Origin of the sequence: Bacillus sp. 3a (genome assembly GCF_017161885.1) — a bacterium.
Taxonomy (GTDB): Bacteria; Bacillota; Bacilli; order Bacillales; family Bacillaceae; genus Bacillus; species Bacillus safensis.
Map to the genome: position 1 here is coordinate 3,470,188 of NZ_CP067376.1, position 23,376 is coordinate 3,493,563.

General features: G+C 43.9%; 6 protein-coding genes. 1 reads left to right on the forward strand and 5 read right to left on the reverse strand.

Annotated features, from left to right (window positions below; genetic code table 11):
- Positions 1 to 92 precede the first annotated feature (92 nt).
- A complete protein-coding gene (locus JJ692_RS17685) occupies positions 93 to 1,499 on the forward strand; it encodes an alkaline phosphatase (protein WP_024424546.1) in 1,407 nt (468 codons plus the stop codon).
- A gap of 40 nt (positions 1,500 to 1,539) precedes the next feature.
- On the opposite strand, the gene JJ692_RS17690 is transcribed toward JJ692_RS17685, so the two are convergent.
- Genes JJ692_RS17690 through JJ692_RS17710 form a run of 5 tightly spaced genes read right to left on the reverse strand, consistent with a single transcriptional unit; the run spans position 1,540 to position 23,358 of the window.
- Complete coding sequence (locus tag JJ692_RS17690; RefSeq protein ID WP_024424545.1) at positions 1,540 to 2,547, reverse strand: phosphotransferase enzyme family protein; 1,008 nt, start codon at positions 2,545 to 2,547, stop codon at positions 1,540 to 1,542.
- Entirely contained in the window at positions 2,540 to 8,950 is a 6,411-nt protein-coding gene (locus JJ692_RS17695) for a type I polyketide synthase (RefSeq protein WP_206534019.1), read from the reverse strand. The genes JJ692_RS17690 and JJ692_RS17695 overlap by 8 nt, the downstream gene beginning before the upstream one ends.
- A complete protein-coding gene (locus tag JJ692_RS17700) occupies positions 8,943 to 16,175 on the reverse strand; it encodes a type I polyketide synthase (RefSeq protein WP_206534020.1) in 7,233 nt (2,410 codons plus the stop codon). Before JJ692_RS17700 ends, JJ692_RS17695 begins: the two co-directional genes overlap by 8 nt.
- Positions 16,176 to 16,193: 18 nt before the next feature.
- Positions 16,194 to 20,696: a type I polyketide synthase gene (locus JJ692_RS17705; RefSeq protein ID WP_206534021.1), complete on the reverse strand. Its 4,503-nt coding sequence runs from the start codon at positions 20,694 to 20,696 to the stop codon at positions 16,194 to 16,196.
- Positions 20,689 to 23,358, reverse strand: coding sequence for a non-ribosomal peptide synthetase (locus JJ692_RS17710; protein ID WP_206534022.1), 2,670 nt, complete (start codon positions 23,356 to 23,358; stop codon positions 20,689 to 20,691). The genes JJ692_RS17705 and JJ692_RS17710 overlap by 8 nt, the downstream gene beginning before the upstream one ends.
- Between the last annotated feature and the right edge of the window lie 18 nt (positions 23,359 to 23,376).

The window sequence follows — 23,376 nt, forward strand, 5'->3', positions numbered from 1 at the left end:
TCATCACCTTTTTTATGGGATAAGGGGTTGAACCATTTTGAACATTCAAATAAAATACAAATTATGAAATAAATGATAAAAGGAGATTTTTCATGGGCTCTATGGATCGTAAAAAACGTATATTTTTTTTCAGCGGAATTCTAGCAGTACTCTTATTAGCTGTCCTTTTCACCTCACATTATGTCACTCCCGTATCAACGAATGCAGCAGACAAGAAACAAACGAAAACACCAAAAAATATTATTTTTATCGTTGGTGATGGAATGGGGATGCCCATGATCAAAGCCTACCGTACATTCAAGCAGGAAAAGCATGCTTCTGTAAAAGGAAAAACCGTCTGGGACCCTTATTTAGTCGGGATGCAGACCACACATCCAGATGATCCTCGAGATAATATTACTGACTCAGCTGCCGCAGCAACAGCCATGGCGACTGGAAAAAAGACATACAATGATGCCATCGCCGTCAATCATGAAAAACAACCTCTTAGAAGTGTCGTTGAAGCAGCGAAGGAAGCAAAAATGAAAACAGCCTTTGTTGTCTCATCTGACATCACCGATGCAACACCTGCCGCTTTTGGTACACATAACGTCTCCCGAAAAAATAAAGAACAAATTGCAGACCACTTTTTTGATGAGAAAATAGGAGGAGAGCACAAAGTTGATATCCTTCTAGGTGGCGGAATGCAATATTTTGACCGAAAAGACCGTAATCTTGTTCAAGAATTTAAGAAGAGCGGGTATTCCATTCTGCGATCAAAAGATGATCTAACCTCTCAATCATCTTCGAAAATGCTCGGCTTATTCCAGGAGGACGAGCTGGATCGAGCCATCGACCGTCCGAAGCATGTGCCTAAGTTAAAAGACATGACGCAGGCAGCACTCACCCAATTGAATCAAGATAATCAGCATGGTTTTTTCATGCTACTTGAAGGCAGTACCATTGATTCTGCAGGACATGAAAATGATGTGGTTGGCGCAATGAGTGAGATGGAGGATTTTGAGAAAGCAGTTCAAACAGCCCTCCAGTTCGCGAAAAAAGATCAAGAAACACTTGTCGTCATCACGGCAGACCATGCGACTGGCGGTTTTTCGTTTGGCACAGATGGGATGACAAGTGAGACTGGCTACAAATGGGACCCAGTGCCCATCTTAGCTGCTAAGAAAACACCTGTTTATATGGCTAAGAAAATCGCAGACGGACAATCTGTACGTGATGTCCTTCAGACCTATATTGAAGTTTCTCTCACAGAAGGTGAAATATCACAGGTAGAAAAAGCAGCACAGTCAGGAAAGGCCAGTACGATCCAACTCAGCATTCAACATATTTTCGATCAGCGTTCTTTCTCAGGCTGGACAACCTTTGCCCATACAGGTGAGGATGTCCCTGTCTATGCATACGGACCTGGAAAAACAGCCTTCCAGGGCTGGATCGATAATACAAAGCAAGGAAAAAACCTGTTTCAAATCATTGAATCACCATCCACCTATCGTCCATAAAAACAATCCCCGCCTCATCATATAGGCGGGGATGTTCATTTTAAGATTGACTTAGCTTTGTAAAGTCAAACGTCGTTATAGGTGCTGCTTCTTCAATGTCGGAACGGAAGCCGGCGAGCATCGCCTTTTCTTCTTCTCCGATGTCAGCCAAATCAAATGCTTGATGCAGCAAGCCATAGATCAGCATGTGACGTAAACGAAGGAAATCAGGAATATAGGCAAGCCACTCATCTCCAAGTTCATTCTCTTCACGATAGCCTTTTAGGAACTGTTTCATAAAGTTTCCTGCAAAAGCAGCTTTGTCTTCGTATGGAATTACTGGGTACCACAAGACATTGTATAGCAAAATACTAATGTCATTCATAAACCAGTTGTACCCAATATCATCGAAATCGAAGGTCGTAATTTTCCCTTGATCCCAGTGGAAGTTTCCGTGATGAAGATCCGCATGAACCAATCCGTACGTATCTTGATTTTTCGGAAGCTTTGCCAGCTTTGCCATCAACCGATCCGCTTGTTCGAAAACAAGGGTCTGATCTGCCGGTACATATTTACGCAGTTTCAGCTGCTCCTCTTCATCCCACTCTTGTCTTTTATAACGCGGGTCTGACAAATGATAGCTTTTTGTCAGTTTGTGCATGCGACCTGTGTACTGTCCAAGGGCATAAAATAATTCATCGTTCCAGTCCGCCTCTTCGACTTTACGACCTGGTGCTTTTTCATAGACTCGAAGCAGAAATGCGCCGCCCTGCCCATCGTCTACTTGCTCGATATCACGGCCATTTAATGAAGCAATTGGTTTCGCAACGGAAAGTCCGCCCTTCGCTAAGTGATGCAGCCATTCCATTTCACCTAAAATATAATCAGGTGATCTGCGGATGGTATGAGTAATTTTTAAAATGAAAGACTCTCCATCTTTTTTTAGTTCATACACATAGTTTTCTGCATCTGCGATAAAGTGGATATCACTTCGCTTGACCCCGTATAAATGAGTAGCCTCATCTAAAATTTTTGATTCTTCATATATGGCTTTTACATCTTTATGCATGCTGATTCTCCCTCTTCATATATTTTGCTAATTCGCGAATGGTGTGTTTTTCAGCAAAATTCAAATCATCAACATACCAACCCTTCTTTTCAATCTCTACTTCCATTTTGACAGCAAGTAAAGAATTTCCTCCTAAATCGAAAAAGTCGTTGTCAATTCCTACTTTTTCCACATGAAGAATGTCACACCAAATGTCTAAAAGTAATGCCTCACGTTCATTGGTTGGCTGTGCATAAAGTCCTTGATCCTGTGTAACTTCTGTCGTTAATAATGAACGTAGACTATCTTCATCATGTACCTCAAGGGCTTTTACATAACCGCTATGCAGCGTTTGATCTGTTTGAACCGTTTCCCATGTAAAACCTTTAGAAGCGAGATGACTTGCTGCCTCCATCTTGTGACCCTCTTTTTCTTCAGTCGAGTGCTGAGGAGGTGACAGGTGACCGGCGATTTGAATGTGATCACTCAATGAACCGATTTCCGCCACTTGTATACGATACGTTTGCTGCCCCTCGATCTTCTGGATCTGTTGCTCTTCCATAAATGACTTGAATAGTTCATTACGTCCGGTCGATACAAACGTAAATTCAATGGAAGAAAGCTGGTGCTGACGGCTGTATTCGGCGAGCCATGTCAGACATTTTTGCTCAATCCCTTTCCCTAGAGCACGGCAGCTTAGCATCCATGCATCAATTTTCAAGGTGTCGTCTGCATGATGAGCCAAGATCGCTCCTACAATCCCTTCATGACTGAAGCGGTCTGCTGCCTCAATGAGCCAGCCCTGAACATGCGCATTTTCCATCCGCTCTTTCAGCTGCTGTTCATCAAAGTGCTGATCATTTAAGCGGAATTGGTTAATGCGGCTGCTCATTTGTGCCACACGCGCAAGGTGCTGCTCTCCCCACTCTGTTATATTCAAGTGCAAGTTCAAATCTTGTAAAAATTGTTCCATTGACGGCGACTCTGCTTTCTCTTTTTGACGAGCTTTTTCAGCCTTGTAGCTCATGGTTCGCCCTCTATCCTCATCCGTCACATCATAACGGTCAAAAGCCCAAGCATGCTCAACAAATAATGGAATGGCTTTTTCATTGGCAGGTAAGAGCAATGTCATCACTTCTGGCAGCTCTTCATTCATTCGCAAGCACTGAGCTGGATCATCATCTAAGAAAATAAACTGAGATAATGAAAGGTTCAGTGAATCTGCCATTTCTTTTAGATGTCCCGGTTTACTTTCCCAATTGATCCGCCAGTCGACAATATCGTCTTTTTGTAAGACCATATCTGGGTGGTTTTCAAACACACGCCACACATCTTCTTCATTATTTCTGCTGCTTAGCACAAGCAGCATTCCCTCTTGTTGTTTTTGCTTTAAGAAGCGCTGAAGCATTTGATGTTCTGGCGTAATGTCGATGCCTTCCACACCGTCTTCTGAAACAATACCTCTCCACAGCGTATGATCACAATCAATGGCCACTACTTTAAATGGTGCACCTTTCCATGCCACAATCTCTCGCGCGACTTTTGTACCGATGGCACCGCAAAAGACTTCAGTGAATGGGAGATGTGCGGCTTGCTCTGTTTTTTCATCAAAAATGTCATCGAGCTGATATTGCTGAGCAAGCTGACGACAGTCGATCAACTGAACACCGCCTATCTCAGATAACTGAGCAATCCACTCTTTTTCCACGTCTTGCAACGTGTCCCTAAGAGCCGCACTTATCGGGAGAATACCAACAAAATATAGGTTATGTTTTGTTTTTGATTTCAGAACGTTTACAAGTTCTTCTGCATGCTCTGAAGCCAGTTTTTTCTTTTCATCCAGTGAGAGATGGGCTGGACCAGCGATATCCTCTAGACGAATGAGGAGAAGATTTGCACCGTTTTTCTTCTGTGAGATAAGGCTGCGCTCATTTAACAGCTCCTGATACACCTGCCCATACGGTGCAAACTGAATATCGAACTGCACATCAAACTGCTTGGTCCAATACTGAATGTAAGGAGCAACTGGATCTGCTGTAAATGTCGAGCTGATAGTGAGCACAAGTGGTTCTTTTTTCTCTGCACGATCTCTTTTCTCTTTTGCTGCTTGTTCTTCTTCCTGTGAAAGCACAGCGAAATCCTTGAGCAGTTGATCTGGTGTTTGAACAGCTTGTTCGATCAAGTGCTGGAAGTGCTTGACGAAAGCTTGCATCGTCTCATGTTTAAACAGAGCAAGGTTGTATTGAAGGACGCACTTTAACTCACCCGTTACCTCTCTGACAACATCCATTTTCATATCGAGTTTGGAAATTCCCTTTGCAAACTCATGCGTTTCAAAGGTCAGTCCATCAGCTTCAATTTTAATATTCGGATCGTATTCATTGTGATAGATAAGCATCGTATCAAAAAATGGATTGCGATGCGGCCTTGTTTTTGGATTCAAATGCTCGACCATTTGGTCAAACGGGTATTCTTGATGGTCGTACGCATCGAGTAGAACTTGTTTTGTCTGTACCAATTGTTCTATAAAGGATGCTTCTTGTGCCATGTCTAGTTTGATTGGCAGGAAGTTCGTAAACATCCCAATCGTATGCTCAATATCTGCATGACGTCTTCCAGCCACAAGAGAACCGACAATCAGTTCTTGCTGATCGGCATAACGTGAGAGCAGCAGGCCATAAAGCTGGAACAAGATGACGTTATTGGTCAGCTGATATCGTTCAGCGAGCTGTTCAATTTTCTCAACGATGTGCGGTTCAATATTAAATTTGATCGCTCTTCCCAAAAAGGATTGTTCCTTTCGTTCAAAATCATATGGCATTGTCAAAGTCGGAACATTTGAGCCCATTTGCTCCTTCCAATAATCCTGCTGCTTTTGAAACATCTCGCTGCGGAAATATTTGTCTTGCCACACTGCATAATCTTTATATTGCACAGTAAGTTCCGGCAAGGTTTCCCCGCGATAGAGCTCAGTAAATTCTTTAATAAAGATGTTCATGCTCGCTCCATCAGCGACAATATTATGCATATCAACTAATAAAAGATGATCATCTTCTACAATTTTCACAAAACGCACACGAATCAATGGTGCAGCCTTTAAGTCAAATGGACGAATGAATTCATCGATTTGTGCTTCTAATTCTTGTTCATCAGCCTCAGTCATTTCAACAGCAAATTGAAAATCATCATGGACCCGCTGAACAGGTTCTCCATCCTTTAACTCAAAGGTCGTTCGCAAGGTTTCATGACGATCAATTAATTGCTTAAAGGTCTGTTCAAAGCGCTCGACGTCGATCTCACCTTTACATCTCAGAGCCATTGGCATGTTATATGAAGTCACTTGACCAATACGCTGATGAATGAGGAATGTTCGTCTTTGAGCAGCGGATAATGGGTACGTGTCTTTCTGTTCCACCTGTTCAATTTTGAAATATTGATGCTTCTCTGCCTTTTCAATGAATGCTTGGAGCTTCTCGATCGTCGGATGGTTGAACATATCTGTGAGCGTTAGTTCTACACCAAACTCTTTGTGAATTTGAGAAATAAGACCAGTCGCATTTAACGAATGTCCTCCAAGCTCAAAGAAGTGATCGTCTCTTCCCACCTTTTCAATTCCTAAAATATCTTTCCACATCCGCTGTAATGTTGCTTCTATACCATTCGCCTCGGTGGATTGATATTGATTACTTTCTTCTATTTCCTGCCCTTTGTTTTCCTTCGGCACGACCATTTGCACACCTGAAGACGAGGATAAGGCGGCTGTATCTACCTTTTCAATCCAATATCTTTGTCGTTCAAACGGATAAGTTGGCAGGGATACTTTTTGATTCGATTTCTGATTTCGTAATTTTGTCCAGTCCACAGGCACTCCTTGAAGCCAGATGTCACCCAATCTTCCCAGCAGGTAGCGGTCATCTGCTGCCTCTTCTTTCGGGTGACGAATCAATGGAATCGGCTGCTGATGGTGATCCTTTGAGACTTGACGAATAAAGGCGCTTAACGTATTCCCTGGTCCAACTTCAATAAAAATGGGATCAAGCTCCATTAATAATGTCTCTGCTCCATCACGGAAACGAACTGCTTGCCGCAAGTGATCAGCCCAGTATGCTGGATCTTGCACTGCTTCATGTTCAATCCACGTACCTGTGACGTTAGAAATATACGGGATAGATGGCGCATTCAATTGATACTCAGCTACCTTTTCTTTGAATGATGGCAGGATATCATCCATCATTTTAGAGTGGAAGGCATGAGAGGTGTGAAGCTTTCTGCACCCATGTCCAGCTGCCTCCAGCTTCTCAGCGAGTGCATCAATAGATGCCGTCTCACCAGACACCACACATAACTCAGGTCCATTTACTGCCGCAAGTGAAAGGTCATCCGTCAAATATGACAGCACTTTCTGTTCACTCAAAGGTACGCTCAGCATAGAGCCTTTTGGAAGCTGGCTAATCAGCTGTCCGCGATAACAGACGAGATCTACGGCATCTTCAACAGACAGTAAACCAGATACGGCAGCAGCAGTGTATTCTCCAATACTGTGACCGATCATCGCCTGCGGTTTGATGCCAAAATGCATCAGCAATTCAGCCAAAGCGTATTCCATACTAAACAGAAGCGGCTGTGTGTATTCGGTTTGGTTGATCAATTGAGGATCATCGCTTGCTTCTGTTGAGAATAAAATGCTGAACGGGTCAACTGAGAAATGCTGTTTGAATTGATTCAAGCATTGATCCAGCGCTTTCTTAAAAACTGAATACTTGTCATAAAGCTGACGCCCCATGTCCACATACTGAGATCCTTGGCCTGGGAAAAGAAAGACGATTGGCCGGCTCGATGTTTGAGAGCTGGCCGTCTTGACCACCTCTTTTGACCTTTGATTCAGCGCCTGTAACATGTCAGCTGTATCACTTCCAAGAATGACACGTTTATGCGGGAAATGATGGCGCCCTGTTTGCAGCGTATAGGCGACATCGCTTAAACGGATATGCTGCTGATGCTGAAGTAAATAGTCAGCAAGGCGATCCGTCATTTTTTCAAGGGCTGCCGGTGTTTTCGCAGATAATAAAAGAAGTTCACTATCTTCTGTGCGATCTGCTGGGACACGTGCAGCAGGTGCTTCTTCTAAAATGACATGAGCGTTTGTTCCACCAATCCCAAATGAGCTTACACCTGCCCTGCGAGGAGATGCCTGCTCGCTCCATGGCGTCAAATCCGTATTTACAACGAATGGAGAATCAGCAAATTCAATTTTTTCATTCGGTGTTTCAAAATGAATCGTTGGCGGAATCACTTGATGCTTTAAGCTTAATACGGTTTTAATAAAGCCGGCGACACCTGATGCATCATTCAAATGACCAACATTTGATTTGACAGAACCAATGCGGCAAAAGCCTTTTTTTTCTGTATCAAACGCTTGCTTGAGTGCTTCAATTTCAATCGGATCTCCGAGTGTTGTTCCGGTTCCATGTGCTTCAATATAAGAAATGGATTCAGGTTCAACCTCGGCCATTCGAAGTGCTGTCTTAATAGCTGATACTTGGCCTTTCGTACTCGGTGCCGTATACCCTACTTTTCTATTTCCATCATTATTAATAGAAGATCCTTTAATGACAGCATAAATGTGATCGCCGTCTTCAATTGCATCCTCTAAATTTTTTAAAATAACAGCTCCTGCACCATCTCCAAAAACGGTTCCATCTGCTTTATTATCAAAGACGCGGCAGTGACCGTCGGAAGAATGGATCATTCCTTCTTGATATAGATAACCCGATTTTTGCGGCAGGCGAATGGACACACCGCCTGCAACAGCCATATGACAGTCTCCGCTTAATAAAGCCTGAACAGCTAAATGAATCGACACCATCGAGGTCGAGCAGGCGGTTTGCACCACCATACTCGGTCCTTTTAGATTTAATTTATACGAAATCATCGTCGCCAAATAGTCACGCATATTTAGAACAGCAGCTTCCAGCGTTTTTGAATCCTCACCTTGAGCTGCCCCTTGAAGTGCTCTCATGACCCATTCTGTATTGATTCCTGCACCTGTATAAAGACCGATTTGCCCTTTATATTCAAACGGATCATACCCAGCATCTTCAAGTGCCGTCCAAACACATTCATGAAACAGTCTGAACTGCGGATCCATCATAGCCGCTTCCTTTGGAGTATAGTCAAAGAAATCCGCATCAAATAAATCGACATCGTCAAGCATCCCTTTTGCTTTGACAAAACGAGGGTTTTTCAATAAGGATTCATCTGTACCTTCACTTCGTAATTCTTCCTCTGTAAAAAAGGAGATTGTTTCTTTTCCTTTTTTCAGATTCTCCCAGTATTCATCTACGTTTTTGGCACCTGGAAAACGACCTGCAAGACCGATAACAGCAATTTCTGCGCCATGATAGTGATTCGTTGTATCATTCATTCTCGATTCCGCCTCTCAATCTTTTATTCCGTTGCTGTTTAAAACGAGCTCTTCGATCACCTGATGTGACGACGGCTAGTTCTTCTTCCATCGTATTTTCCTTTGATTCCTCAGAAGGCTGAATATATTTTGCAAGCTCTGCGACAGATGGGTACGTAAACAAGGTCACCACTGCTTCATTTGTTTGAAGTGCTTGATTTAACCGATTGGTCACTTGAACAATATCCAGCGAGCTTGCACCTAAATCAAAGAAGTTGTCGTGAATGCCCACTTGCTCCATGCCCATAAAATCCTGCCACACTTGACAGATCACTTTTTCAGTTTCATTTCGAGGAGCCACATACGGATTGCCCAGCTCTGGTCTTTCGTGCTTAGACACTTCATATGAATCCGCACTCGCTGCATCCTTCGATTCTAATGACAGCCATTGATCTATCCGTTCTTCAAGATTTCCTGTGGACACGAGCATGTGACGATTCTGCCGGTTAGACAGAACATATTGGAACAGCTCAGCACCCTCTTCTGGTAAAATCGCAAGCTCATTAATCGATTCACCAATTGTGGATTCTAGCTCACCCCAGAAATTCCACGCATCCCAGTTCACACACATCCATGGGGTTTGACTATTTTGATTGAGTCTAGCTGCAAATGCGTCCATATATAAGTTAGCTGCTGAGTAAGCAGAGAATCCTAAGCCTCCGAGCAGTGCACTTATGGATGAAAAGAGGAGACAAAAATCCGCTTGTTCTTGCTCCAGCAGCTGCTCTAGCACATCGAGCCCTTTCACTTTTGATTGGAATTGATCCTCTCCCTGCGCCAGTGTAGATGGGATATCTTTAATGGCTCGGAAGGATGTACTTCCTGGTAATCCTGCCGCATGGAACACACCATCAACGCCGCCATGCTTTTTGCGAATGATTTCAAAAACATGTTTCATCTGCTTAAGATCTCCTGCATTCGCCTGCACCGCTTCTACTGTTGCACCTAATCGTTCAAGCTCGAGTACCTTCTTAATTCTCGTACGCTGCGCTTCATCGGCATTCTCTTGTTGAACAAATGACGCCCATTCATCTCTTGGCGGCAATGCCGTTCTTCCTGTTAAATAAAGATGAACATTTCCTTCTTTCGCCAGCATCTTTGATAGAACAAATCCAATGCCGCCTAAACCACCCGTGATGAGATACACACCATTTGGCCTGATCAGTTTCGGAAGTCCATCTTCTTTTTGCAGCGGCAAACGTTTGTAGCTCTGCACCCAGCGTTGACGATTGCGATACGCTACAAGCTGGTCTTTTCCAGGCTGCATAATTTCCTGCCCAATAAGATCGACAAGCTCCTGTTCCTTCCAAGTCATAACATCCGGTACATCTTCCACATCGATATTCCAGCATTTAATGTGATGGTATTCCTGTGAAATGACTTTAACCGGACCAAGCATTGCGCTTTTCTCTGCACATATCATCTCATTCCCTGTAACTGGCTGAATTCCGCTAGTGACAGTAAACAAACGGCATTCTCGAATATTTTTTTGTGCAGCAATCGCTTGAGATAAGAAAATTAAGCTGTAATAGCCCTTTTCAATGTGCGTCTGAAAGGCCGCTTGGCGATTCAAGCCGTCCTCTTCTTTCGCAGATTCCCATAAATGCAGAATCCGATTGATATTGATACCTTTATTAGACAATGAATCTAGCATGTTTCTGTAGTGCTTACCTTCTGCCGGATTGATCGTAAACGCCTGATCCAGCTCTTGATAGACCTCACCCTTTGTGACAAAAATGACCTTCATTCCTTGTTCTTTGAATGATTGTGCAAACAGTTCATGAAAGGCATCCTGTTCCTTGAAAATGAGCCACGTTTGCTCTTCTGGTTCTTTTTCGAAAACTGGTTTTAGCGGCTGCTGCTCCCATGAAGGCAGATAGAACCATTCTTCCATCTCTTTTTTCTTCGTTTCCTTAGGAATGGACAGCTGCTGAGAAGCGGGCTTTCCTGCTTCAATCCAATATCGTTTTCGTTCGAATGGATATGTGGGAAGCGATACAAGCTGTCGTTCCTCTTGAGTTGGACGCGGCTGCGTTTTGACCTCATAACCGCCTGCCCATAGCTCTCCTATACGTTTTAAGAAATACGCATGGTCATCCGCTTGTTCCCTTGCATGCCTCACCATATTTAGGACATCATGATGAGACTCTTTGTTTTCATGACGTTTCGCTAATGCCGTCAAGCTGTTTCCAGGTCCGACCTCAATGAGAGCTCGTACTTCATCGGTTAACAGCTGTGATAAACCTTCATGAAAACGAACGGTTCCACGCAGATGGTTAGTCCAATAAGATGCTGTCATCACCTCTTCATTTGTCGCCCAAGTGCCTGTCACATTTGATATGAACGGGATCGTCGGCTCATGCAGTTCTACTTTCTCTACGAATTGTTGAAACGCCTCAAGCATCGGCTCCATCATATAGGAATGAAAAGCATGAGAAGTATGGAGCTGTCTTGTCACAATTCCTTTGTCCTGTAATTTCTTTTCAAAAGCGGTGATATGCTCTTCTTTACCAGAAACGACACAAAGGTCTTTTGCATTGACTGCAGCAATCGAAAGCGATTCATCGATGATCGAATTCAGCTCCGCCTCGGGTAGTTGCACACTAAGCATGGCGCCTTTTTCCATTCCTTGCATCAATCTGCCTCTTGCCATTACGAGTGTTAATGCTGACTCCAGAGAAAAGACCCCTGACAAGCAAGCGGCAACATATTCGCCGATACTGTGCCCAATCATTGACTCTGGCTCAACACCGCTATGCTGAAGTAATTTTGCTAATGCGTACTCAAATATAAAGAGAAGCGGCTGAGCATTTGACGTTTTTGTGATGTCTTCATTCGTTTCATTCTCTGGAAAAACAATGCCTTTTAAATCAACTTGCTCCGTCTCCATTACATATTTGAAGCATCTATCCACTTCCCATTTGAACACTGGTTCTGCATCGTATAATTCGCGCATCATGCCAGCATATTGAGCACCTTGACCTGAAAACATAAAGGTAGCTTTACGCCATTTTTTGCTTCGGAACACACTGGTTTCAAGATGTTTCTGCTGCAGCCATTCATCAGCAGACGCAAGCACGATCGCTTTTCGATATGGAAATTGCTTTCTGCCATAACGCAATGTATAAGCAATATCTTCAAGCGGAACTTCAGGATGCTGTATCACATACTGCTTTAATTGATCTGTCATTTTCGCTAAAGCGGTATCCGTTTTTGCAGATAAAACGAGCAGCTGCTTTTGCTTAGAAGCTGACTTTTGTTTCACACGTATGCCTTCTTCTATGATCATATGGGCATTTGTCCCGCCGATACCGAAAGAACTAACCCCTGCTCTTCTCGGCTTATCTGATTCCTTCCAATACAGCGCCTTTTGATTCACATAAAACGGTGTATCTTTAAAAGGAATCTCCTGATTGGGTGATTCATAATGAATGGTTGGCGGGATCGTTTTGTGCTGAATAGCCAAAATGGCTTTAAACAGACCTGCAATCCCTGCCGCACTATTTAAATGTCCGACATTACTTTTAACTGAACCGATTGGGATTGTCAGCGGCTCTGTTCCTTTGAACACTTGGCTAAGGGCGGATACTTCAATTGGATCTCCCATTTTTGTCCCCGTACCATGCGCTTCTAAATAACCGATAGACGCGGGATCTATACCTGATTTTTCATACGTTTCTTTTAATACCTCTGCCTGCCCTTCCACACTCGGAGCGGTAAAACCAGCTTTTCGGCTGCCATCATTGTTTACGCCAACCCCTTTGATGACCGCATGAATCGGGTTGCCATCTCTTATCGCATCTTCATAACGTTTTAACAGAACGATCCCCGCTCCATCTCCGAAAATGGTTCCGCTCGCCTCTTGGTCGAACGGACGGCAATGGCCATCTTTTGATTGAATCATTCCATCTTGATAAATATAGCCGATATTTTCTGGAGAACTAACCGTCACACCTCCAGCCAGTGCTGCATCACATTCTTGATTCAATAATGCTTGACAGGCCATGCCAATGTTGACAAGTGAGGTCGAACAAGCTGTCTGCATCGTCACACTAGGCCCGTGTAGATTCAATTTATAAGAAAGTTGCGTACTAAAGAACTCACGATCATTTAACAGCATTGCGCTGAATTGCTCGGTTGCTTCCATTTGATGTGCAAAGCGTGTCAGCCATTCATGATTTGGGCTTGTTCCTGTATAAACTCCAATTTTCCCTGCCATTCTATCAGGGTCACAGCCAGCATCCTCCAGCGCTTCCCAAGCACATTCATGCAAGAGCCTGAATTGTGGATCCATTAGCTCTGCCTCTCTAGCAGAATAGTTGAAGAAATCTGCATCAAAACCTTCAATTTCTTGTAAACGTCCTTTTGCTCCAATGAAATTCGGATGCTGATAGACTGACGCATCCAGCCCTGCTTTCTTGAGTTCTTCTTCTGTGAAAAAGTGAATCATTTCCTCGCCATTCACAAGACGCTGCCAAAAGTCTTCTAGCGATGAAGCCCCTGGGAATCTTCCTGCCATTCCGACAATCGCAATATCTGAATTTTCCTGTGATGTATTTCTTTTTGGGAAAGAAGCTGGTGTTTGCTCACGTTCCGTTTGTTCTTTAAATAAGTATTCAGAAAGACTTGCAACTGTAGCAAATCGATACAATTGAACAGTGTCAATTTGTTGATCCAATCGCTCAGAGATTTTTGCTGCAAGCTGAGATATATCAAGTGATGTCGCACCAAATTCAAAAAATGGCGAGTCATCATCCATTTGATCAAATCCAAAATGAGTTTGAACAATGGTGTGAATATCTTTTTGTAAAGAGGCGAGTGAAGGAAAGTCACGCTTCACAGCCTTCGGCTTTTGTGGTTCAATAGCTGCCATCGTTTTTGTTTGTACAGAGAAATCTGTTTTATGAAATGGATAGCCTGGAAGCGGAATGCGCTGCCTATTCTTCTCCTCTGTTAAAGGAAAAGCTAAGTCGACCCCCATTTCCCAAAGAACACCTGCGACTTGCATCAGGTCTCCATCAAGTGGTTCGGTTGTTTTTTCTGCTCCCTTTTCAACCACAATTCCTTGTTTCTTTGAAAGATCAATCATCAAGGCTGGTGATTCTTGCTTGAACAAAGGCGATTTTACAGGCTGTTCTATATCAAGGAAACGCATTGCAGACGATGGATCGAAAGCAGTTAGTTCCTCCCCTGTCTGCGCAATGTAAACAGGCTGTTGGAGTGTCTTCTGAGGCAATGCAGCCAGCTTTTGATTGATCATCTGGTTGTCATGAAGGCGGTATACAATAGATGCCGCCTCTGTTAGCTCAAGCCCATCTGCTGCACATAAAGCTGTCCACACCCCGCTGCCCTCTCCAATCCATACGTCTGGTTCAATTCCAAGTGATCTTAGCTGGCTGGCAAAAGCCAATGTCATGATCAGCATAGCCACTTCTGCGTGACCGTTTTGTTTGAAATGGAACAGATCGTCTTTTTTAATAGGTATCACGGATTGGACGAGGCTCATTAAACGATCCACTTCTGTTTTAAATGAAAGATCTTTCTCATACAGCTTGATGTAATCACGTAATCCTGCTTCATGAAAACCAGTCAGCCTCATGTTTATCCGCTTATAAAGAAGACTTTCTCTGCCTGGCGTCTCTTCGTTTAGCACATGCAGCTGTTCTAATAATTCATCACGTGTGGAACAGACAAGCGTTTTTCGATATTTGAAGGCTTTTCTTCCCCTTTGTAAGGTATAAGCTGCTTGACCAAGTGAGAGTTCATGATGTGAGGAGACATATTCCTTCAAGTTTTTTGTCATGTTCTTCAAATCATGCGTTGATCTGGCTGACAGCACGATTAATTCTTTGGAGAAGGTCGTGCTGTTTGCTTCTCTCGGCTTTGCCTCTTCTAAGATGACATGGGCATTTGCTCCCCCTATACCAAAGGCACTGACTCCAGCTCTCCTTGGCAAATGAGACGTCTTCCACTCCTCTTTATCTGTTCCAACATAAAATGGCGTTTGATCAAATGGAATACGGTGATTCGGCTTCTCAAAGTGCGGCATTGGAGCAAATTGTCGATGATGCAGCATCATGACTGTTTTGATAAAACCAGCTACACCGCTGGCGGCATCTAAATGCCCAATATTGGCTTTGACTGACCCAAGTCGGCAAAAGCCTTTTTGCTCTGTTTGAAAAGCACGAGTAAGTGCCTCAATCTCAATCGGATCTCCAACAGGCGTACCTGTTCCATGTGCTTCGATATATGAAATTGCCTCTGGCTCTGTTTCGGCCATTTCTAAAGCAGATTCAATGACACTTGCCTGTCCACTGACACTAGGGGCTGTATAGCCGACTTTGTTGCTTCCATCATTGTTCGTTGCAGATCCTTTTACAACGGCATAAATAAAATCTCCGTCTTCTATCGCATCTTTTAACCGTTTTAGTGCAACAACGCCTGCACCTTCACCAAAAATGGTCCCTTTTGCTTTTTCATCAAACGGACGGCAATGTCCATCAGGGGAATAAATCATTCCTTCTTGGTATTGATATCCTGTGATCTGTGGCTGATGGAGTGTGACGCCCCCCGCTAGTGCAAGGTCACATTCGCCGCCGATTAATCCTTGGCAGGCCATATGGATAGCAACAAGCGACGTGGAGCAAGCCGTTTGCACTGATACACTTGGTCCTTTTAGATTTAATTTATAGGCAACCCGGGAAGCGAAGGACGGGTCATTGAGATGCATGATTTGAAACACATCTTCATTCTTTTCAAGAGACGATATATGCTGCCCCATCCACGATAAATTGCTAGATGCCCCGGCATAAAGGCCAATTAACCCTTCGTATTGCTCAGGCTCATAGCCAGCGTCCTCTAGCGCATGCCATGTGCATTCGTGCATCAATCGAATTTGCGGGTCCATAATGGATGCCTCTCGCGGAGAGTAGCCAAAAAAGTCTGCATCAAAAGAAGATGCATTCTCTAAATATGGCTTCGCCTTCACATAATCAGACCGTTTTAACAGCGTCTCATCTACACCCGCTGCCTTTAATTCTTCATCAGTGAAAAACGTAACGGATTCTTTCCCTTGCGATATATTTTCCCAAAACGATTGGACATTCGGTGCTCCGGGAAACGTACCTGCTAATCCTACGACTGCAATTTCAAGTCCAGATTCGATCCATTGCTCTTGATCAGACATACGCTGCATTTCTCCCATCTATTTTCGTTTTAATCTCTGTTTACGTCGATTTTTTCCTTCTGCCATCGCCTGTTTTCGAAGATTAGTTGATTCAGTAACAGCTTGCTTTTCTTGCTTTACTCCATGAATCTTCTTTAGTTCTGCTGCCAATGCCGCGATGGTCGGATGGCTGTACATCATGACCACCGGAACCTCTATGCCATAAATTGATTTGATTTGACCGCTCATCTGCAGTAAATCAAGGGATGTCGCACCCATTTCAAAGAAATTTTCATTCACATCCGGCTCATGAGGAAAAAAGGAGCTGAGTACATCACTTAAGGATGCTTCTAGACGATCATCTATGATCTGAGATATCTCTTGAGACGGCTCTTCTTCTTGCTGCAGAGAGATTAAGCGTTGTTTCATTCTCTCGCCCATATCTTGAACGGATACAAGAATTTGCGGATAATCTAGACACAGCACTTCCTGGATGGCCCTTATTCCTTGTTCTGGTGAAATTCCATCCTGTTCCTCGAGCGCCATCATGTCATTGACTTTGGCCGCTAATGCCGAGTCGTGTGCCATGCCGACTTTCTCCCACCGATCCCAATTTAAGGAGATAACCGGCTGCCCTTTCTGCCTTTTGGCATGAGCAAAGCTGTCCAGAAAAGCATTTGAAGCTGCATAAGCCACTTGTCCAGCCGCTCCAAGAAAGGAAACAAGAGAGGAACAAAGTAAAAAGAAGTCGAGCGTTTCATCCTTGAGGGCTTCATTCAGCACATAGGTTCCATTGATTTTCGCCTGACACATGCGAATTTCATCGTCTGCTGTTCTTGCTTGAATGATTTTCCCATCTGCCTCTCCTGCCGCGTGAATGACACCATGCAAATGACCAAATGCCGTATGAGCCAGCTGAACCGCTTTCTGTACAGCATCTTTATCTGACACATCACCTTGTACAGCTTGTACATCAGCTCCTAACTCTTCAAGAGTCATCAGCTTTTTCACGATCTCAGCTTCTTTCCCATTCGCATCACGCAGCTCATGCCAGGCAGCGCGTTCACGTATTTGCGAACGGCTCATGATCACAAGTTTTGCTTGATACGTTTCTGCTAAATGTTGAGCTAGTGTGAAGCCAATACCGCCCATACCGCCAGTAATGAGGTAAACGCCATTAGACCTGAAAGGCTGCTTGGACGATCCCTCTTTTCTTAAAGGTGTTCTCGAAGCTTTTCGAATCCATCTGCTGTTCACGCGATACGCAACGACTGCTTCTTGATCGTGCATTGCAATCTCGTATGAAAGGAATAGCGGCCAATTCGCCTTTGTATCCTCACATACATCAATATGCTGACACTCAATATGCTGATATTCTTGAGGAATGGTCAAAGCTAGCCCTGTAAATGTTGCTTGAAGTGGATTGACCTTCTCCATGCCGATCACATCATGTGCTTGGCTTGTCACGAGGTGAAGACGTATGCTTGTGTTATGATACTGACTGATTAGTCTGACGAGATCGAGCACAGATAAGTAGTTTGGCTGATCATCGGTATCTTTCGTCAGTTCATCATGCATCCAGATGATCTCTTCAGGTATAAATCCAGATTGCTGCAATTCAGCCATAACCCACTCTAAGTGTGACAGCATATAAACGTCAGCCTTCAGCAAATGGTCATTTTCTTTCATCGTATGATCACTTTGACATACGCTGATCACTTCTGCATGCCGTTCTTTCAAATAGGCGCCAATATGACCATTTTTTTCAAATACCAAGATGCGTTTTCCTTGATGATGTTGCTCCTTTAGTACAGGTGAAGAGCGCTCCCATACCGGAATGTAAAACCAGTCTTGAAAATCAGCTGATCGTTTCTCCATCTTTTCTGGCGTTAAAGCAGTCATCAGCTGATCTGCTTTAAACTGCGGTGAAGGGAATATTTGATGCTCAAATGGATACGTTGGCAGTGAAACTCGATATGGGGCCTTTACTTTTCTGACAGCGCTCCAGTTTAGCTCCACTCCGTAACTCCACAGTTTCCCTATGGCCTTTTCCATATATTCATCATCAGCTGCTTGTTCTTTTGGATGTCTCACCAATGAAACAGCTGCTGCTTTGTTCACATCATAGTGATCATGGCGTCTCACGAATTGAGTTAACGTATGACCTGGCCCCACTTCAATGAAAACCATCTCTCCAAGTCCAAGTAATGTCTCTAATCCTTGACTAAATAAAACAGGCTGCCTGATATGAGATGCCCAGTAATCAGGTGATGCGGCTTGTTCATTCGTTAACCAGCTCCCTGTCACATTCGAAAGGATCGGTACCTCTCCCTGCTGATAGGTGATCTCTGAGAGAACGTTCTTCAACTGTTCGGACGCTTCAGCCATCATACTCGTATGAAAGGCGTGAGAGGTTTTCAATATTTGGACAGAAGCTCCTCTTTTTTCAGCTTGTTCAATATATCCCTGTAACCGATCTGACGGACCGGAAACAACGGATAATTGTGAGCTATTCACAGCAGAAAGCTCGACACCTTCTGGAAGATCATGTTTAATCTCTTCGGCAGGGAGTGACACACCGGCCATTTCACCTGGAGGCATTTTTTGCATCAAACTGCCTCTTTTTAAAACGATACGGATTGCATCTTCAAGATGGATCATACCAGCCACACAGGCAGCCGTGATTTCTCCAATACTATGACCAATGAAATAATGCGGACGTATGCCTAGTCCCATCAGCTTCGACGCAAGGGCATACTCAAAACTAAACAAGATGATTTGTGTATATGACGTTTGCTGCATGAGTTGTTCAGCTTCTATAAACTCTTCTTCGGTTGTTGGATATAACACGTTCTCGATCTCAACACCTGATAAGGATAAAATGATGGCAAAACATTTCTGAAGCGTTTGTTTAAATACAGGGTCTTTCTCATATAAATCCTTGCCCATATTCACATACTGAGCGCCTTGTCCAGAGAACATCCAAACGACAGCAGGCTGTTGAAAGGCCTTTTGCGGCTGGCCGGCTGACTGGAATGTGCGGTCAGGACCTGCAAGAAAAGCTTGGCGATAAGGAAAATGTTTTCGTCCCTCTTGCAGCGTAAATGCTGCATCGGATAGCGAGACGCTCGTTTGTTCTGTTAAATAAGATGTGATTTGTTCAGCAGACTTTTCTACCGCTTGCTTCGATCTTGCCGAAATCACCATTAGTTCATGATCTCTGTCTGCTGACGGCTTATCGGCAGCGGGTGCCTCTTCCATGATCAAGTGTACATTCGTTCCACCAACTCCAAATGAGCTGACACCGGCACGCAGTGGGGTCTCTGATTTCTTCCATGGTACAGGTGTTGTATTCACATAAAATGGGCTTGATTCAAAATCAATTTTCGGATTAGGTTTTTTATAATGAAGGCTTGGCGGTAGCATCTGATGGTACAGACTAAGTGTTGTTTTGATAAAACCTGCAATCCCAGCGGCTGAGTCAAGATGACCAATATTGGTTTTCACAGACCCAATCGCACAAAACTGTTTTTTATCTGTTTGAAAGGCTTGCTTCAGCGACTCAATTTCAACCGGATCTCCAAGAGTCGTCCCTGTGCCATGTGCTTCAATATAAGAAATACTCTCAGCTTCTACACGACTGATGTTGAGCGCCTTTTTAATCACTTCGCTTTGTCCTTCTATGCTTGGCGCTGTGTAGCCAACCTTCCGCCCGCCGTCATTGTTATAGGCTGACCCTTTAATCACGCCATAGATATGGTCCTTATCTTTTAGTGCCTGCTTTAAGGATTTGAGCACAACAACTCCACAGCCCTCACCGCCAACGGTTCCTTCCGCCTGTTCATCAAAAGCCCGGCAGTGCCCATCCGGCGACATGATCATGCCCTCTTGATACATGTATCCTTTTTTGTGAGGGGTCGTAATGGTGACGCCGCCTGCGAGTGCCATTTTACATTCTCCAGTAATCAGGGCACGCGCCGCCATATGAATTGCAGTCAAAGAGGAAGAACAAGCTGTATCAATAGCTACGCTCGGTCCCTTCAAATTCAATTTGTAGGATACCTTTGTGTTCATGAAATCTTTATCCGTTAATTGAACAGCCGCAAATTGTTCAGATGAGTGATTGGATCTCATCAGCATGGAAGCAGCTTGCCAGTATAAATTAGCAGAAGCAGCTCCAAATAAACCGATCGGCTCCTGATACGTTTCAGGGTTATAACCTGCATCTTCTAGGGATTCCCAGGCGACCTCATGAAACATGCGGATTTGCGGGTCCATTACTTCTGCTTCACGCTGTGAATAACCAAAGAAATCTGCATCAAAGTGATCATGCTGATCGACTGCTCCTTTGGCACGTACATATTGATCATGATCTAATGCTTCTTGTTCAACTCCTGCCTCAAGCAGCTCTTCTTTAGAAAAGAACGTAATGGACTCTCTCCCATTTGCAAGGTTGTCCCAGAAGTGATGAATATTTTTCGCTCCCGGAAAACGGCATGCCATCCCAACCACTGCAACCTCTAATCCTGTGAACTTACTCATCTATCATCCCGCCTAACAGTTGTGCGGCACTTTCTAAGTCATCCGCTTCATTTTCTCCATCATCCTCTGTTTGTTGCTCTTGCCCTGATGCTTTGTGTTTTAATTGAGCAGCTATTTGTGAAACCGTTGTATATTGGAACAGCTCCATCACAGTCAGCTCCTCCTGAAATTCCTCTTTCACTCTATTGGACAGCTCAACGATATTAAAAGAGTTCCCGCCTAAATCAAAAAACGGTTCATCTATACGAATCTGCGAAGCAGGGACTTGTAATATAGACGCGAAAATACGAACAAGCTTCTGCTCTGTTTCATTGTGAACTTGAATGATTACCGGCTCTGATTTGCCTTCTAACTGATCTTCTGGATTCGGCAGTGCTTGAATATCCAATTTCCCTGATAGATTCAGAGGAAATTGCTCTACTTGAATGACATGCCTCGGTACCATATAACCTGGTAATCTTTCACTTAAAGATTGTCGAAGTGCGCGCTGATCTATCACTTGTTTTGCCATGATATATGCGCAAATATATTGGTCCTGATCCTTCGTTTCCTTAGGAATGACAATGACATCTTGGACCAGTCCTTGTATGTTTGGATCATCAAGAAGGGCTCTGCGGATTTCCTCAAGCTCAATTCGATATCCTCTGATTTTCACTTGGCCGTCGTTTCTTTTAGCAAATTCTAATAAACCATCAAACCGCCATCTTGCAAGGTCTCCCGTACCGTATAACATCCCGCTGCTCAGCTCTGTTTTTTTGATAAACTTCTCCTTGTTGAGATCAGGATGATTGATGTACCCACGGCCTACACCAGCACCTGCTATATACAATTCGCCAAAAACACCAATCGGCACCGGCTCACCTTGCTTGTCACATATGAAAATATGCTCATTTGGCATCGGCTGCCCAATAGGGATGACTTGCTCATCCCAGTCATGAGGAATCAAAAAGGATGACGACTGAACCGTACATTCAGTAGGCCCATATGCATTAATCATCATGAGTTTTTCACCTGATACATGCTGTAAAAATTGATCCATCAGCTCTTTTGTGAACACTTCTCCGCCCACAAGCAGCATGTTCAAAGCAGGCAAGTCTTGTTTCGATTGCGCTGCTGCCTTGTTCATCAGCTTTAAATGAGAGGGGGTCACATCTGACAGTTGAATGTGGTTGTCTCGATAAAATGACCATAACGCATGCCCATCCATACGGACTTCATCTTTGGCAATATGCAGCGTATGCCCTAGCAGCAATGCCGGGAACAAGGTTTGAACAGATGCATCAAAAATATGAGAAGCGAGCATCCCTACTTGCAAATCATCAGGGAGTAGATCAAAAAAGCGTGTTTTCATTCCGTATACCAAATTAATGACATGACGATGTTCAATAACGACCCCTTTTGGATGCCCAGTCGTACCCGATGTATACAAGACATACGCCATATCCGAAGGCGAAATAGACCAAGTGAGATTCTCTCTAATTGGGGATTCTTGAAGCATGTCTTGAATAACATGAACTTCGACTTCCAAACCTTCGTGTCCGTCTTCGTCCGATACTATGGCTGTAGCGCCGCTGTTTTTGAGCATATACCGAATTCTTTCAATCGGCAGATGGACATCAATCGGTAAGTAAGCATAGCCAGCCTTTAAAATGCCAAGAATGGCAATGACCAGTTCAGCAGACCGATTCATTCTGAGACCAACTGGAGTCTCACGTGTCATCTGACTTTGAGACAGTCTAAGCGCAATGCGATCCGATAAATCATCAACCTCTTCATATGTATAGGAGGTGGTGCCAAACACAACGGCCGTTCGTGCTGAATGCAATTGGACTTGCTGTTGAAATAATGACACAATATCACGATCCACTGGATAAGCGAGCGACTCACCTTGAAACGAATCAAACAGCTGACTTTTCTCGATATCAGATAAAAATGAGTGTGTGCTCATCGCTTGTTCAGGCGTTTTAAGAAATTGCTCTGTCAGTGTCATGAAATGTCTAGAGAACTGCTCCATCATTCGATCGTCATAAATGGAAGCATCCCAGTGAACTTCAGCATGAAGGTGATCTTGTTCTTTCTTCCAAACAATGAGCACATCCGCGTGCAGCTGCTCTCGGTCCGTATGCCCATGCAATGTCTCAAACGCACATGCCAGATTGACACGCTTCTTGTCATCTCCTACTGAATGCCAAAGCTCATCCATTAAAATATGAACAGGATAGTTTTGATGACGCACTGCCTCCTGAAACGATTGTTTCACTGCGTCTAACCCTGCGCTAAAGCTCATATGAGGATCAATCTCTGCCTTAAGCGGCAACATATGATTAATAGTGGATTGATTGGCGGACTGTTCCATTGTAGGAACAGTCACCATCAACTCAGTTTTTCCGCTATAACGCTGAAGCAAGCCAAAAGCGGCTGTGGTCAGCACGATAAACAAGCGCAAATCAGAATCTCCACATAATTGCTTTAACGAATGGTTTACAGCCATCGGGAAGGACGAATGAAGCGATCGGTTCATAGCAGCAGGCTTGGCATGTGAAACCGTATGAGGAATGCGGCCATCCAGCTGAACATCTGATAAAATAGATGTCCAGTAGGCTCTTTCCCTCACTCTTTCCTTCGCCGCTGCTTTCAGTTGAAAATCATCATATTCAATCACTCTTCCATTCACCTCTTT